Origin of the sequence: Ruegeria arenilitoris (assembly GCF_013035315.1) — a bacterium.
GTDB lineage: Bacteria > Pseudomonadota > Alphaproteobacteria > Rhodobacterales > Rhodobacteraceae > Ruegeria > Ruegeria arenilitoris_D.
The window spans coordinates 216,884-231,197 of the sequence record NZ_WQHP01000003.1; the positions used below are offsets into that span (position 1 = coordinate 216,884).

At 56.4% G+C, this 14,314-nt stretch carries 17 protein-coding genes and 1 tRNA gene; 10 read left to right on the forward strand and 8 right to left on the reverse strand.

All coding sequences use genetic code 11. The features are described 5' to 3' along the window. Positions 1 to 796 precede the first annotated feature (796 nt). The 3 genes from GOV53_RS08375 to GOV53_RS08385 all read left to right on the forward strand — a co-directional run bounded on the left by GOV53_RS08375 (position 797) and on the right by GOV53_RS08385 (position 3,051). The gene (locus GOV53_RS08375) at positions 797 to 1,435 is read left to right on the forward strand and encodes a hypothetical protein (RefSeq protein ID WP_170465376.1); all 639 of its coding nucleotides are present in this window, start codon (positions 797 to 799) and stop codon (positions 1,433 to 1,435) included. A gap of 102 nt (positions 1,436 to 1,537) precedes the next feature. Beyond that, entirely contained in the window at positions 1,538 to 2,608 is a 1,071-nt protein-coding gene (locus GOV53_RS21310; protein WP_170465378.1) for a Hint domain-containing protein, read from the forward strand. 266 nt (positions 2,609 to 2,874) lie between these two features. After that, positions 2,875 to 3,051, forward strand: coding sequence for a hypothetical protein (locus GOV53_RS08385; RefSeq protein WP_170465380.1), 177 nt, complete (start codon positions 2,875 to 2,877; stop codon positions 3,049 to 3,051). Positions 3,052 to 3,193: 142 nt separating this feature from the next. Here GOV53_RS08385 and GOV53_RS08390 read toward each other — a convergent pair. Continuing rightward, positions 3,194 to 3,269: transfer RNA gene (locus GOV53_RS08390), tRNA-Thr, on the reverse strand. Positions 3,270 to 3,453: 184 nt separating this feature from the next. On the opposite strand from GOV53_RS08390, the gene GOV53_RS08395 reads away from it, so the two are divergent. Continuing rightward, positions 3,454 to 4,329: a hypothetical protein gene (locus GOV53_RS08395; RefSeq protein ID WP_170465382.1), complete on the forward strand. Its 876-nt coding sequence runs from the start codon at positions 3,454 to 3,456 to the stop codon at positions 4,327 to 4,329. A gap of 13 nt (positions 4,330 to 4,342) precedes the next feature. Here the strand turns inward: GOV53_RS08395 and GOV53_RS08400 are convergent, their stop codons facing one another. Further along, a complete protein-coding gene (locus tag GOV53_RS08400; protein WP_170426601.1) occupies positions 4,343 to 4,609 on the reverse strand; it encodes a DUF2312 domain-containing protein in 267 nt (88 codons plus the stop codon). A 161-nt stretch (positions 4,610 to 4,770) separates the two neighbouring features. Here GOV53_RS08400 and GOV53_RS08405 point away from each other — a divergent pair, with 161 nt between their 5' ends. After that, the gene (locus GOV53_RS08405; protein WP_170465384.1) at positions 4,771 to 4,989 is read left to right on the forward strand and encodes a hypothetical protein; all 219 of its coding nucleotides are present in this window, start codon (positions 4,771 to 4,773) and stop codon (positions 4,987 to 4,989) included. Between the two features lie 9 nt (positions 4,990 to 4,998). Here the strand turns inward: GOV53_RS08405 and GOV53_RS08410 are convergent, their stop codons facing one another. After that, positions 4,999 to 5,214, reverse strand: coding sequence for a hypothetical protein (locus GOV53_RS08410; protein ID WP_170426603.1), 216 nt, complete (start codon positions 5,212 to 5,214; stop codon positions 4,999 to 5,001). Between the two features lie 244 nt (positions 5,215 to 5,458). Between GOV53_RS08410 and GOV53_RS08415 the strand changes: the two genes are divergently transcribed. Genes GOV53_RS08415 through GOV53_RS08430 form a run of 4 tightly spaced genes read left to right on the forward strand, consistent with a single transcriptional unit; the run spans position 5,459 to position 7,649 of the window. Then, complete coding sequence (locus tag GOV53_RS08415; RefSeq protein WP_170426604.1) at positions 5,459 to 6,322, forward strand: MBL fold metallo-hydrolase; 864 nt, start codon at positions 5,459 to 5,461, stop codon at positions 6,320 to 6,322. Positions 6,323 to 6,354: 32 nt separating this feature from the next. Continuing rightward, positions 6,355 to 6,777, forward strand: coding sequence for a YeeE/YedE family protein (locus tag GOV53_RS08420; RefSeq protein ID WP_170465386.1), 423 nt, complete (start codon positions 6,355 to 6,357; stop codon positions 6,775 to 6,777). Then, entirely contained in the window at positions 6,777 to 7,208 is a 432-nt protein-coding gene (locus GOV53_RS08425) for a DUF6691 family protein (RefSeq protein ID WP_170465387.1), read from the forward strand. The genes GOV53_RS08420 and GOV53_RS08425 overlap by 1 nt, the downstream gene beginning before the upstream one ends. Before the next feature lie 9 nt (positions 7,209 to 7,217). Next, positions 7,218 to 7,649 carry a TIGR01244 family sulfur transferase gene (locus GOV53_RS08430; protein WP_170465389.1) on the forward strand — a complete coding sequence of 144 codons (432 nt, stop codon included), beginning with the start codon at positions 7,218 to 7,220 and terminating at the stop codon, positions 7,647 to 7,649. Between the two features lie 13 nt (positions 7,650 to 7,662). Here the strand turns inward: GOV53_RS08430 and GOV53_RS08435 are convergent, their stop codons facing one another. From GOV53_RS08435 to GOV53_RS08455, 5 genes are all read right to left on the reverse strand, one after another. Continuing rightward, positions 7,663 to 8,769: a FliM/FliN family flagellar motor C-terminal domain-containing protein gene (locus tag GOV53_RS08435; protein ID WP_170465391.1), complete on the reverse strand. Its 1,107-nt coding sequence runs from the start codon at positions 8,767 to 8,769 to the stop codon at positions 7,663 to 7,665. Positions 8,770 to 8,846: 77 nt separating this feature from the next. Next, positions 8,847 to 11,525, reverse strand: coding sequence for an ATP-binding protein (locus tag GOV53_RS08440; protein WP_170465393.1), 2,679 nt, complete (start codon positions 11,523 to 11,525; stop codon positions 8,847 to 8,849). Then, entirely contained in the window at positions 11,513 to 11,827 is a 315-nt protein-coding gene (locus tag GOV53_RS08445; RefSeq protein WP_170465395.1) for a hypothetical protein, read from the reverse strand. The genes GOV53_RS08440 and GOV53_RS08445 overlap by 13 nt, the downstream gene beginning before the upstream one ends. Then, the gene (locus GOV53_RS08450; RefSeq protein WP_170426611.1) at positions 11,824 to 12,204 is read right to left on the reverse strand and encodes a response regulator transcription factor; all 381 of its coding nucleotides are present in this window, start codon (positions 12,202 to 12,204) and stop codon (positions 11,824 to 11,826) included. The genes GOV53_RS08445 and GOV53_RS08450 overlap by 4 nt, the downstream gene beginning before the upstream one ends. Positions 12,205 to 12,280: 76 nt before the next feature. Further along, entirely contained in the window at positions 12,281 to 13,576 is a 1,296-nt protein-coding gene (locus tag GOV53_RS08455) for a helix-turn-helix transcriptional regulator (RefSeq protein WP_170465397.1), read from the reverse strand. Positions 13,577 to 13,768: 192 nt separating this feature from the next. On the opposite strand from GOV53_RS08455, the gene GOV53_RS08460 reads away from it, so the two are divergent. Then, positions 13,769 to 14,305 carry a LuxR C-terminal-related transcriptional regulator gene (locus tag GOV53_RS08460; RefSeq protein ID WP_170426613.1) on the forward strand — a complete coding sequence of 179 codons (537 nt, stop codon included), beginning with the start codon at positions 13,769 to 13,771 and terminating at the stop codon, positions 14,303 to 14,305. The last annotated feature ends 9 nt before the right edge of the window (positions 14,306 to 14,314 follow it).

Here is a 14,314-nt window from a genome sequence, read left to right on the forward strand (position 1 = left end):
GACAGAGGAACTCTTTCAAATGGGTGGATTCATGGTTCTACGAACGAAACTAAAATTTGCGTGGACGGATCATAGACTTGCCGTGCACGCCTAGTTCCGAGCTTTTTCGATAAAACTCAATATACCAAATAAAATTGCCTCCTGAAGACGCCACTCACTTACCTCTCCAGGAGGCTAGCCAGACAGGTCTGGCAAACGCGCGAACAAAGCAAAAAATACATACTTGTCACGCAGCCAGATACTTGACTCCAAAATGCAACAATTCAACAATTTTTACGCGCGGAAAATTATATTCTCTCGCGTGTTGTACACCTGTTTACGTATTAGATCTCGCAGCCCCGCCTCTGAAGATAGCGCCGTATTGTGCGAGTAGTTGGCCACTAATTGGGGCAAAAATGAAGTGAACAAGTAGCCATACCGCTCTGGTGAATTGCGCATGCCCCCACTCGCATTCCAGATAGTCTGGCCAGTCCCAAACCCAGACTATGGCCCGCGCTGTCTGTCATCCCAGATCATGACGGCGCGGGCATTTGGATCGCCACTGCGTGCTGCTCTGCCTTTAGTGAGCGAATACTTTGGGCACTAGGCGGCCGCCAGAAAATATTCAGCGAGTGTCTTTTACCTTGCGAACAAACCATTCCTTTTTCCTACCAGACAATTCTTAGTGGCCACGTTTTCACTTTCGAAATTGTGAATGCGTTGCGCAACACTATAGAAGTTTGATCCATTGGCGGTCTTAACTAACGAATTCAAATGCTGTTGTATCTGTATACGTTAGTTCACCGAGAGGATAATATTGGCACTTAGCGCTGGTGATATCGCATTTGTGGGTTCGGATTCCGACAACGAAAATGTCGCTTTTCTGGCGACAGCGACAATTTCTGCCGGCGAAGTCATTTATTTTACTGACACAGAATGGAACGGGACTGAGTTTGCTCCTGGCGAACAGGTTATTGAATGGACTGTAACAGAGGACATTCCGGCCGGTCAGGTTTTCACCATTGATATGACACCTTTCAATCAAGGTGGACCGGACGCGGAGATAGTAGAGGGTTCGTCACCCTCGGGAGACCCGGTCGGATCAGTTGACTATCTTCGCGGTGGAGGTCTGCTCGCCCAAAACAATGAACAACTCTGGGCTGTACAAGGTACGTATGACGGCACAAAAGTTGTTCCTGATCCTGACGGGTTCATTTCAGTAATTTCGAATGAGGACGTAGGTGTAAATGGAGGCCCAATCTTAGATGGAACAGGTCTAAATTCTACAAATGGGGCAGTAACGATTGCAGGGGATGAAGACTTTATGGTCTTCGACCCAACTACCGCTCTGAATGGCAACACCTATACCGAACCTCCAGAAGTTCTCAGAGAGAATTTGCTTTCACTAATTGGAGATCCTGATAACTGGATCACTGACGACGGTGGGGGGAACTAGAACCCGGGAGGTGGTTTCACATTTGATACTGGCGGCTCTGGCGCGCTTCCCACGCCACTGGCCGACGACCAAGTTACAACGTTGTACTTTACTGGTTCGCAGGTGGCATTTGTCGATGCAATTGACGACGTGGGATCTGGCTCAACTCAATTGTCGACCTCCTTTACATTTGAAGCCACCGACTTGATCGAAATCGATATTGTCAGCGGCGACATACAGGGCCCTCCTTTAAATGGCGAATTTGATTACAGCCAAATCATTTTTACTCGTGTGTCCGTAATTCGAGACGGAATTCGATACGACCTCGATGTGAATGACGGATCAAAGATCAAGGAAACCGGGGGCGCTGATAGCGGCACCAAGGAGCAAGGTGACTCGTTTTTCACAACCAATGACGATGTTACACTGGACGACCCAGAATTTGGTTCGAGCATAAGCGGTACTTTGGCTTTCTCAATTGACGAGACCTTCATTGACACCGATGGCAATTCAGTTGACCCGATAATTCCAAGATCTCGTCCGGATCTGGATACAAATGGTGATGGGGATCCTGATGGCGGAACGGTCTTTAACAACGAAAACTTCAATATTGGAACCGTTCTATCTCCTCCTCCCATACCTTGTTTCGTTAGAGGCTCATTAATTGAGACGCGTGAAGGATTGCGACCGGTTGAGGACTTGAAAGTTGGTGACTACGTTCTTACGCATGACAACGGTTTGCGGCAGATCCGTTGGATCGGCAAAGTCACAGTTCACGCAATTGGAAAACTGGCCCCCATCGTTATTGCCAAAGGGGCTCTAGGAAATTTTCGGGAGCTGCGAGTTTCACCAGAACACAGAGTTCTGTTATCTGGTTGGAAAGCCGAGCTATTGTTCGGGTTGGATGAAGCCCTTGTGGCTGCAAAACACCTTTGCAACGGGGACACGATCTATAGAAACTATAGCGCCGATCCAGTTGAGTATTTTCACCTGATGTTTGATCAGCATGAACTATTGCTTTCTTCAGGTGTTTGGTCGGAAAGCTACTATTTTGATCCTCATCGCACCGAGTTTAATTCGACGCCGATGGAAGCGGAATTAAGCCGCCTCTTTTCTAAACAGATTCATTCTATGCAGCGAATGCAAGTCGCTCGTCCAACGTTAAAAGGTTTCGAAGCAAAGGCTCTGTTTTAGTTTTATAACTGACCATAAGACAATTTACGGCTTTGGGCTCGAAGCGGTTGTTCGCTAAGCAGCGCATCAATAACCGCTGTGCAGACTTTCGCTGCACTTAACGCGAAAGTCAGCTTTGCGGGCAGAACAAATGTCATTCCTTTCCTAATCTTTCCTAACGGGCGTCACCTAGCTATAATCCCAGCATGCCAAATCAGGACAAAATCAAGCGTAACCATATGAAACGGTAGGAAGATTTAGCATCACGTCGGAACTACGTTGAACCGATGCAATATTTGCTTGGACAGCGAAAAGGCGCTGTTGGCACGGGCAATCATGACAAAGCCATCAAAATAGCGATGTTTCTCATCCCATTTGGGCATGCCAAAGCTTTACCGCGAAAAGAGGACTACGATGAAGCCGTTAATGACAGGCTTTTAGTGAATGCTCTGACGCTGGACTGATTGCGCCTGAAGAACCCGATATCGCCGTTTCAGTGAGATCAAGCGGTTTTTTAACCACAATCCCTGCGGGGGACCATTTGGGGGGCTGACTTCATAATAGGAGGCAGAAAGCATTGATATTAAATAATTTAAATGGTTCTGGTGGTGCCCCCACACGGACTCGAACCGCGGACCTACTGATTACAAATCAGTTGCTCTACCAGCTGAGCTATAGGGGCGCTGGGTGTCGATTACTGCCTCTTTTCCCGGACTGCAAGCCTCAATTATCATCGGACGTTAGGGAATGTGAAATTTCCTTGTGGTGCAATCGAACACCGTCATGTGAGTGCGCAGATTTGACTGTCTTGTTCGCAGCCTGTAACTCGACAGGCGGGCATAGGGATGCAAGGACATGAACCGAAGATGAAGGTTGCCATCCACGCAGGCGTGGCATTCACCGATGACGGGCGGTTGTTCAAATCGTTGCGGACCAATGGCGAGGCCCTGGGCCAGAACAGCGTGGCCCTTTTGGGACCTCGCCGCTATCGGCAGCTGTTCAAATCTACATTCCAGGTGCTGAACACCCGCCCTCCTGTGCCGGACGAGTTAGAAACACTGCGAAACCAATTGTCTTCGAGCCAAGACATTCGGCGCATTGTTTTTTCCAATGAAGGCTTTGTTGGCGATCGAGATACTCTGCTTGCGGAAGGTCAGTTTTATCCGCTGGCCGGAAAACGTTTATCCGTTCTGCAAGAGGCCTTCGGGGAAGGCGGTGTTGAGCTTTTCATTGCGCTTCGGAACCCTGGCAGCCTGATTCCCAAACATCTGATGTCTCTGCCCGAAGAACAGCGCAAAGAGGTGATCCGCAAAAACGACCTGAGCCACCTCAGCTGGGTTGAGATGATCGAGGACATCCGCGATTTCGCTCCGGGCGTTCAGATCACCTTATGGTGCAACGAGGATACTCCGTTCATCTGGGGCGACATCGTGCGGTGTGTCGGAGGACTTCCGGACGACTCGCGGATCATCGGTGAATACAACTTGCTGATCTCATTGCTGACTGACGACGGCCAGGAGCAGGCCCAAGCGCTTCTTGATCAGGACACGGCCCAGTCGCGGACCGAACAACGCTACGCACTGGCGCAGATTCTGGAAGATCACGTGCGGCCTGACAAAATTGAGGAAGAACTGGACCTGCCCGGCTGGACTGAAGAGGTCATCGACGCGTTTTCCGAACTGTACGAACAGGACGTCGCCACGCTTGAGGCGATGGATGGGGTAAGGGTTCTGAGACCCTGACCCCGCGCAGGGCTTACATGCCCAGCGCTTCCTTGTACATTTCAAGCACCGCCTCTTCTTCGGCGATGTCGTCCTTGTCACGCTTGCGCAGCGCAATGACCTTGCGCATCACCTTGGTGTCGTAGCCGCGCGCTTTGGCCTCGGCCATGACCTCTTTCTGCTGCTCGGCCAGGTCTTTTTTCTCGGCATCCAGACGTTCAAACCGTTCGATGAACTGACGCAGCTCGCCCGCGGTCACACGGTAGTTGGCGGCGGCCTGATCTTCGGTCATGTCTTCCATATTCATCTCTCCCAAAGGCTGCGATCTGATGCGTTAACAACGGCACATAGCCGGATACATTGCCGCTGCGCGGGCTGCAAGCATGCAATCCCCGGTGGGCTTGTGTGTGCCTAGCCGATCCGCTAAGCGCAGTGAAGATTTGCTGGGAAATGTGGGGCACCATGTTCGAATTCATCACCTGGGGCGGTGCCGCCCTGTCGCTTGCCGGCCTTGTGGGCCTGGTCTGGTGTATCCTGCGTGTGATGAAGGCGCGCAAATCCGGATTGTCGGATGACGAATTGCGCGCCGCTGTTCAAAATGTTCTGCCGTGGAATCTGGCGTCGTTGTTTCTGTCGGTGATCGGGCTGATGCTGGTGATCTTGGGGATTGCGTTCAGCTGACGCTGGCCCTCAGATCGGCATATTGTCGAAACGTGCTTCCATTGCATCTTCGCACAATGCAGCATCCAGCCGCCGCAGCCGCGATGGCACGTGGACACCCTGCTGACGCATCCGGTCAATCACATTCGTCACACTGGGCTGCAGCGCCAAACGCGTTTCGAGACAAGCGTTCTGCAGCTTTTGCTCCAAGTATTCGGCTTCAGAATACAGGCAATTCGTAGACATCTCGATCCTCCCAGTTAACGTTACACTCTACCATATAGGTAACCGTTTTAAGACTTGCCGAGCTTAGCTTGGAAACGCGCGGAAAACTGCCTGTCCCCTGCTCGGCATCAGCAACCTAAGGCGGAATGATTAATTTCTACTCGAATTTGGATTAACTTGCCTTGACCCGCATCAAATCGAAGAAGGTTGTTGCATCACATTCTAAAAATAATATATGAAATAAGTCGCACGGACGGAGGACCAGATGACACCCATTGTGAAAGCGTTTTTTGATCCCGAAACCAACACGGTCTCATACCTCGTGCAGGAACCCGAGGGCACGGCCTGTGCGATCATCGACAGCGTTTTGGATTTCGACCACGCCTCGGGCCGGACGGATACCAGTTCGGCCGACCAGATCGTGGCTTACGTGCGCGACAATGACCTGAGGGTCGAATGGATTCTGGAAAGCCACGTCCACGCAGACCACTTGTCCGCGGCCCCCTATCTGCAGCAGGAATTGGGCGGAAAGATCGGCATCGGCGAACAGATCGTGACGATCCAGGATACCTTTGGAAAGATCTTCAACGAAGGCACCGAGTTCCAGCGTGACGGCAGCCAGTTCGACGCTCTCTTCCAGGATGGCGACAGCTTCCATGTTGGCCAGATGCGGGGAGACGTTCTGCACACGCCGGGCCACACGCCCGCCTGTCTGACTTACGTGATTGGAGACGCGGCCTTTGTCGGTGATACCTTGTTCATGCCGGATTTTGGCACCGCGCGCTGCGACTTTCCCGGCGGCTCGTCGGAGCAGCTTTTTGAATCGATCCAAAAGATCCTCTCACTGCCTGACGAGACCCGGATATTTGTTGGCCACGACTACAAGGCGCCCGGCCGGGATGAGTTCGCGTGGGAAACAACAGTCGGCGAGCAAAAGGCCCTGAACGTCCATATCGGACAGGGCAAATCAATCGAAGAATTCGTCGAGATGCGCGATGCGCGAGATGCAACACTCCCGATGCCCCGCCTGATCCTGCCCTCGCTGCAGGTCAACATGCGGGCTGGGCAGATGCCTCCGGCGGACGAAAAGGGCAACGTGTTTTTGAAGGTTCCGATCAACAAGCTGTGATGCGGGCCGTCGAAAAAATCAGAGGATAATCGATGTATACGGAATGGATATGGGGGCTGGCAGGCGGCTTGCTGATCGGGCTGGGCGCTGCAGTCTATCTACTTGGCAATGGACGCGTCATGGGTGCCAGCGGGATTTTGGGCGGACTCGTCGATGGCAGTGACCGCACTCTTGAACGGCTGAGCTTTATTGCGGGCGTCATCGCCATGCCGCTGCTATTGCGGCCTTTGCTTTCCTCTGCACCCGAAACGCACCTGACTAGCAACATCGCCGTTATCGTCATTGCCGGGATTTTGGTTGGCGCGGGCACACGCATTGCCAATGGTTGCACCTCGGGACACGGAGTTTGCGGCATCTCGCGGTTTTCGGTCCGGGGTATTGTCGCAACGCTGATCTATATCGGCGCAGGTGGGGTGACTATTGCCCTGATGCGCCACGTATGGGGACTAATCTGATGCGGATTTTGATTTCGCTGCTGGCCGGATCACTGTTCGGTGCCGGTCTTTTGATATCGGGTATGACCGACACCACCAAGGTGCAGGGCTGGCTGGACGTTTTTGGGAACTGGGACCCGACATTGGCCTTTGTGATGGGGGGCGCGATCCTGCCGATGCTGATCGCTTGGCGGATGACAACCCATCGCGTTCCACTGGCAGGCGGTCAGTTTCCAAAGATGAGCCCGCCCGAGTTGGATCGCCGCCTGATCATTGGATCGGTCATGTTCGGCATGGGCTGGGGATTGGCTGGTCTGTGCCCGGGGCCTGCAATCGCGTCGATCACCTATGGCGGCCTCGGAGGGCTAGTGTTTCTGGCCGCCATGATTGCCGGCATGTTTGCGGCACCCGGGCTTGGCGCACAACTGGACAGGACCGCAAACGCGGCCTAAGCAATTGGCATGGAGATTCGACCAATAACCCCCCGCTACGCCGTCTCGCCCCAGATTACGGTCGAGGACGTCCCAGCCATTGCCGAAGCCGGTTTTGTTAAGGTCATCTGCAACCGTCCAAACGTCGAGGTTCCGCCCATGATGCAATCGGACGCCATCGGCGAGGCCGTACGCGCAGCTGGGATGGAATATGAGGTTCTGGAGTTGACACACCAGACCATGACACCCGGCAATGTCGCCTTGCAGCGGGAGTTGGCCGAAAGCTGCTCTGGCCCGGTTCTGGCCTATTGCGCATCAGGGACCCGCTGTTCGGTTGTCTGGGCTTTGGGACAGTGCGACCGCATGAGCACGGATGACATTCTGGAGGCCACGACCAAGGCTGGCTACATGCTGGAAAACCTGCGTCCAGCGCTGGACCACATCCGAAGCACCGGTGAATGACACCGAAAGGCGATCAGCTTGGCCCGGGCTCGTCTTCTAGCCCGGTCAACCCGGCCAACTGCGAAATTTCTGCCACCATCTGATCCGGGCTTTCAAAGCCCAGATCGGCCTCAAGGTCGCCCAGAACATCAGCTCCAATTGGAATAACGGCTTGGTTGGAGGCAGCCTGTATCGGTTCTTCCAAAGCTTCAGACCGCGAAGCTGTGCTCCGCGCCTTAAGAAACTCGGGCAGCTCGGACTGTTCCAGCGCTGCAACTGAGGCGTATTCGTTCAAACGAACAGCACGCATCCCGCCGCATTGACCCAGGCGCCCGATGGCGGCGCGGGTCCGGTCGATTGTCAGAATCTCCGCGCGATCCAGCCGCGATCCTGTCAGCGGAAGCACATCGCCCACAGACAGATCGGACAGCATCGCCAGTGGCAGAGACATCCGGCTGATCACCGTATTCAGCTCGGCCCGTACAACCCCCGATGCCTGTTCCAGGTTTGGGCCGGCCTCACCTGCATCCACCTCATCCTCGCCCGGCTCTGCCGGGAGGTCGGGTAGCAGGACGGAAACCTGACCCTGCCTGAGGCCGCCGCCCAGTTCGACCGTCAATTCAAACACGCGATAGGCATCTTCGACCATGGCCAACGACAATGTCCGCAAATCACCCAGTCGCGCCCGAAACTCATAACCCGACAGGTTCGCCTGATCCGCGCTCGCCTCGACCACCCCAACTGCCCTGCTCAGCGCCTCTTCGACCAGCGGGGCCACCATAGCTGCATCCGTATCAGTATACGCGCGGGCGTCCGGTTCGCCAGGCAAGACTTGACCGATCGTCTGAACCTGAACGATCGCAGAGACCGCCGCCATATCCATGCAAACCGCGGCCGCCATCCCCTCGGCATTGCTGAACTGAAGCAACAACCAATCCGCTTGAATCACCTGCTCCAGCGCTTCGGGTGCCCTATGGGATTGCTTTGCCCCGATCACTGCCAGCGGCAATTGGTATCGGTCGCCTGCGGTGCGGGCAAAGGCCAGCCGAAGGGCCCGCAGTATTGAGCGGGGCTTCTCGCCCTGCTCTTCCTGCCCTGCCGAAAGCTTGCGCGCCAAAGCTGTGCTGACAGACTGCGTCATCCCGGATACCGATTTCAGTTACTGAGTCTGGTATCTGGTCTAACCCGGCGCTGGTTACCAATGTCTTTAAAATGCCGCTACTGCGCGGCTTGTCGGTACGCCATCGGCAAGCGAACGCGAAACGCCGCGCCGCCCTGTCCAGGAAGGTAAGTGATCTCGCCGCCCAAGCGCTGCATGATCTCGCGGCAGATCGCCAGCCCCAGGCCAGCACCACCAGCTTTGTCGCCACCGACCCGAGCGAACTTTTCGAACACCATCGATTGCGCCTCGGGTGGAATACCGCTGCCGTTATCGGCAAAATCAATGACGACCTGCCCGCCCACATCATGTGCGGAAATGGTCAAAACGGGGTCCTCGGCATCGCAATACTTTTGCGCATTGGAAATCAGGTTGATGAAGACCTGCCCAAGGCGATCAAGGTCTGTGTGCAGGGGAATCCGTTCGGATTGCCGGGTTCGCCGCACCGTTAGGGTCGAACGCGAGCCGGCCAGCGCACTGGAGACGGCGCGGTCCAGAACCGCACTCAGGCTCTCCCCGCTCATATTCAGGTTCACCCGGCCGCTTTCCAAAACGCTCAGGTCCAGCAGATCATCCAGCAAGCGGGTCAGTCGAAGCGCCTCGTCGTGGATGATCGCGGCGTATCGCGTTTGCTCTTCCGGGGTAAGCCCGTCGGTATCCCGCATAATCTCAGAAAACGCTCGAATTGACGTCATCGGCGTACGCAGCTCGTGACTGACCTGGCTGAGGAAACTGTCCTTTTGCTCGGAAATCTGCGTCAGCTTGGTATTGGCCTCGCGCAATTTCCGCGCAGTCCTGCTGAGTTCCGCGGATTTCGCCTCGAGCTGGCTGGAGTATTCCAACATCTGCGCGGACTCGTCAGCCACGGCCAGAAGGTCCTCGACCGAGACCGACGAACCGCCAACGATCTGCCCGATCATCGCATGGGCCGTCGCCGCACCGACCGAACCGCTGAGTTCCCGCTCCAACCGTTCAAGGAACCCCGGCGTTGGCTCGGGCAGGCTTGTGCGTCCGCCTTGGGCGCGCGCCTCGGCCTGAAAGAACTCCTGCGCCGGACCCGCGCCCAAAATCCGCTGGGTCATGATCATGAGGTCTTCGCTTTGCGCAACAGACCCGGACCAGCCACGCGGCGCGACGGAATGGTCAAAGACGTTGACAAACTGGGCACCCTGAAGGCGTTCCAGCGGGCTTGGAAAGCTCAGCAAGGACGCCGCACAGAAAGCAAAGGCGTTCAGCGACAGCGACCACATCACTGTGTGGACCATTGGGTCCATTCCTTCGATCCCGAAAAGGGCCTGTGGGCGCAGCCAGCCCCAGCCGAACGGGCCGTTCTGCAGCACCGATTGAGGCATCAAAGCGCCGTCCATTCCCGGCAGCAGCAGAGTGTAGATCCACAGAACGAAACCGACCGTCAGCCCGATCAAAGCCCCTGTCCGCGTCGCACCGCGCCAGAACAACCCGCCAACAAGGGCGGGCAGAATCTGCGCAATGCCGGCAAACGCGACAAGCCCGATCGAGGCCAGCGCCGCGCCGCCACCCGACAGCCGGTAATAGTAATAACCCATCGCCATTATGACCGCGATCGACACACGCCGCGCCACCAGAACCACGTTTCGGACGTCACCCGAGACCGAGCCGGACCCTTCCTGCGTGCTCAGCCAGATCGGCATGACCAGATGGTTCGACACCATCGTCGACAGCGCCATCGCGGTGACGATGACCATGGAAGTAGCCGAAGAGAACCCGCCGATGAAAGACAACATCGCCAACCAGTCGTTGCCCTGCGACAGTGGAACCGTCAGAACGAACAGGTCCGGGTTCGACCCTTCGGGTAGCAAGTCCAGACCTACAACGGCGATCGGCACGACGAACAGGCTCATCAGCAGCAGATACAACGGGAAGGCCCAAGCCGCGGTTCTCAGATGCCCTTCATCCGCATTTTCGACGACCATCACCTGAAACATCCGCGGCAAACAGATGAAAGCGGCGGCGGACAGAAAGATAAAGGTCGTCCAGCGCCCAGCATCCACGTTCCACTGCCCGATTTCCGATGCATCGATGCGAGCCATCATCGGACCAATTCCGCCAGCGACGCCCCAAACCACAAAGACGCCGACAGCGATCAAGGCGAAAAGCTTCACGACGGATTCCAACGCAATTGCCGTTACGACCCCGTGGTGACGCTCGTTTGCGTCCAGGTTGCGGGTGCCAAACAGGATCGCGAACATCGCAAGGCCCGCCGCGACCCAAAAGACGCTGGAACCTTCGCGGTAGAGGCCCGAGGGGTCGGCCTCGGCAAAAATCGAGAATGACAGGGTAATGGATTGAAGCTGCAGGGCAATGTAAGGCGTGCCGCCCAACACGGCCAGAATGGTCACACAGATCGCCAGCGTATTGGACTTGCCGTATCGGGATGAGATCAGGTCAGCGATTGAGGTCACACGTTGGCTGCGCCCGACGCGCACCAGTTTGCGCAGCCCCCACCACCAACTGAGCATCACCAATGTCGGCCCCAGATAGATCGTCACGAACTCCAGCCCCGACCGTGCCGCGTTGCCGACGGCACCATAAAAAGTCCAGGCGGTGCAGTAGATCGACAGGGACAACGTGTAGATCAACGGAGACCGCAGCCACGCCCCCCGTCCCGCAGCAGCCATTCGGTCAGCGGCAAAGGCGACGCCGAACAGCAACACAACGTAGCCAAGGCAAACAAGGATCAGAACGTTTAGTGTGGCCATCGGTCCGACTCTGCCTCGGGGTCGTCACCTGTGGCCATGCGCTTGGCGGCAAACCCGAAAATCAGGCTGACCACGATCAGAAAAACCCAGCATGCAAAAATGTACAAAATTGCCGATGATAACGGCACGCCATCCTCGGGGCTGGTTTGGCTTGGCCACAGAAGCGGCAGCGCAATCAAGGCCGCGCCCAGAATGGGCAACAGCCGCGCCGCGTCCATCAGCCTGCGACGGCGGTAGCTCTGACGCTCGAGAAACAGCGAAGGCCGGGCCCTCTGGGGCTTGCGATCTTCGCTCTCGCTCATGACCGCGTTGCCTGAGCGTGCAGGTCGCGCACAGCCGTCAGCACTTCGGCATTGGAAAACGGTTTGGTCATGAACCGGCTGACCCCTGCGTTTTCGGCCATCTCGCGATCGCGTGTCTGGCCGCGCGCCGTCAACATTAGAACGGGCAAGTTTTGCATGCCCTCAAGCCCGCGCAGATCGCGCAGAATTTCCATTCCGCTCTTGCCCGGTAACATAACGTCCAGAATGACCAAATCCGGGTTTGCGCCCTGAATCACCTGTATCGCATCCGACCCTTCTGCGTGCGTTTCCACCTGCCAACCCTCACGAGTCAGCAAAAAACGGATGGCCTCAGCGATGTTCGGCTCATCCTCAATTAACAGAACCTTGCGGCTCATATGCTCCATCCCTCCCCGTGACGGGCTCTGTCCGCGAACCTGTCCGCGTCAGCTTACGCGTTCTGTCAGGAAACTGTCAAAAACCTTCGCTCAGAATCGACGGCTCGCGACGCGATGCGCAGGTGTCGTTTGGACAGACACGGCAGCTTGGGCCAACCCGGGTGGCGGGCTGTGTATTCTGCTCTGCCTCGTTCACGGGACGGACAAGCATGACCGAATGATAAACGGGCGCATCGTCATACCCCGAAACCGATTGCGGCCACGCATAGGCGTAGCAATCAAACTCGGCCGCCGTGCGCCCCAGTTGAACAACTCGCTTGCGGATCGGGACCAAGGGTCGGTTCAACGCCTGAAACACCGGCCAGAGCGGACAGGCCTCGCCAAACCTGGGCATTGCAAAGCCCGGCACGGATTTACTGAACAAAATGCTCCCTGACGCGTCACAAAGAACGAGCCCGGTCGGGCGCCCCTGGTATCCATCCGGCAAAGCTGCAAGCCGCCTCAGCACCGTCGCGATATCGACGGAGAATCGAGCCGCCAACTGCAATGGGTCGGACTCGTCCTCTGCCAAGGCCTTCTGAACATCTTCCAGCGGCATGGCCCGCGCGTCCGCTGCGTAAACGTCCAAGAATGTCTTGGCCACGGTGCGGGCCGCAGACGATTCCAATGCGCTCAGATCAATATCAGCACTACCGCTACCGGCTTCGATCTGAGGGAAATGGTTGCGGCTGGCCGCAAAAAAAGCCTCAACATCCTCAGACGGCACACCCCGGCGGTCCTCGGCCGCCTGAGAATCGTCCAGATACGCAACCAACGACTTGGAACTGTCCGCCAGACGTTCGGCATCCTGGTGCAGGTTTCGGTGGAACCGGTCCTGCCATTCTGGTTCAATCTCCTGCGTCTCGGCCAAAATTGCAGCCGTGGATCGAATCGCGGCGGCTGTCGACAGGACCTCGTGCATCGACGCGGCCAAATGCGGGTCATGGGTGAGACGGTCCGACAAAGTCTCAACCGTGCGCTCCAAAGAAACCACCCTGCGGTGCATTTGCGCCAGAACTCCGGCCCATCCAGGAAACCGACCGGCGAACTCTTCCAGAGCCTCCACTTCGGCTTGTTGCCCCACCGCATCCGCCGCGGCCTCGCGCAGAGCCGAAATCAGCGTCGCCTCAATCCCTTGGGTCAACAACGACGGCTCGACCGTCAGAGCATTGGCAATATCGACCAGCAGCTTGCCGCCAATCCGGCGGCGGTTGTGTTCGATCAGGTTAAGGTATGACGCCGAAATCCCGACCTGCCGCGCAAGCTCAGCCTGACGCAACCCCGCAATCTGACGTCGCTCGCGGATGCGGCTGCCGGTTAGCGTATCGCGCATGCTCTCCCCCCATAACTCTAACGACTTTTCAAAACTCCCTTTATATTTCTATAAGTTAGATCTCCATTTTCATAGCCTCTTTACAGTCTTCACAATTTGGACCTTTGAACTCTGTCACGTCCCAGGCTTTCAAAGTGGCGAAATTTACCTCGGCCTCTTCTATTTTCCCTGAAATCACTGCACGATAGCCGGATGAGCGACCCCGCCTTCGAATATGCCCCCATCGGATTGGTCGAGTTGGAAAACCGCATCATCCGGCGCTGCAATCTGCAGTTCGCCCGCACCTTTGGCGGCGAAGAGGCAGAATATCGCAACATGCCGTTGCTGCACCTCTACCCCTCGGTAGCGGATTGGGAACGGATCGGCGAGCGCAGCCTGCAGGTAATGCGCGACACCGGGTATTACACCGACGAACGCGTAATGCGCCGCCGTAATGGCGATCTGTTCTGGTGTCGGGCGCGCGGTCGGTCGCTGACGCCCGATGATCCGTTTCGACACGGCATCTGGAGCTTCTCGGACATCTCGGAAGAACGCCCCTTGGTCGAACTGACGACCCGAGAGCGCGAAGTCGCCATCATGTCGTGCCGCGGCTTGTCGGCCAAGGAAATCGGCGTTGAACTTGGCCTCAGCTACCGCACGATCGAGGCATATCGGGCCCGCTTATTGGAGAAGTTCGGCGCGCGTAAACTACCGGAACTTGTGGCAAAACTCTCGGGAATGCCGCTCTGAACCCGCTCA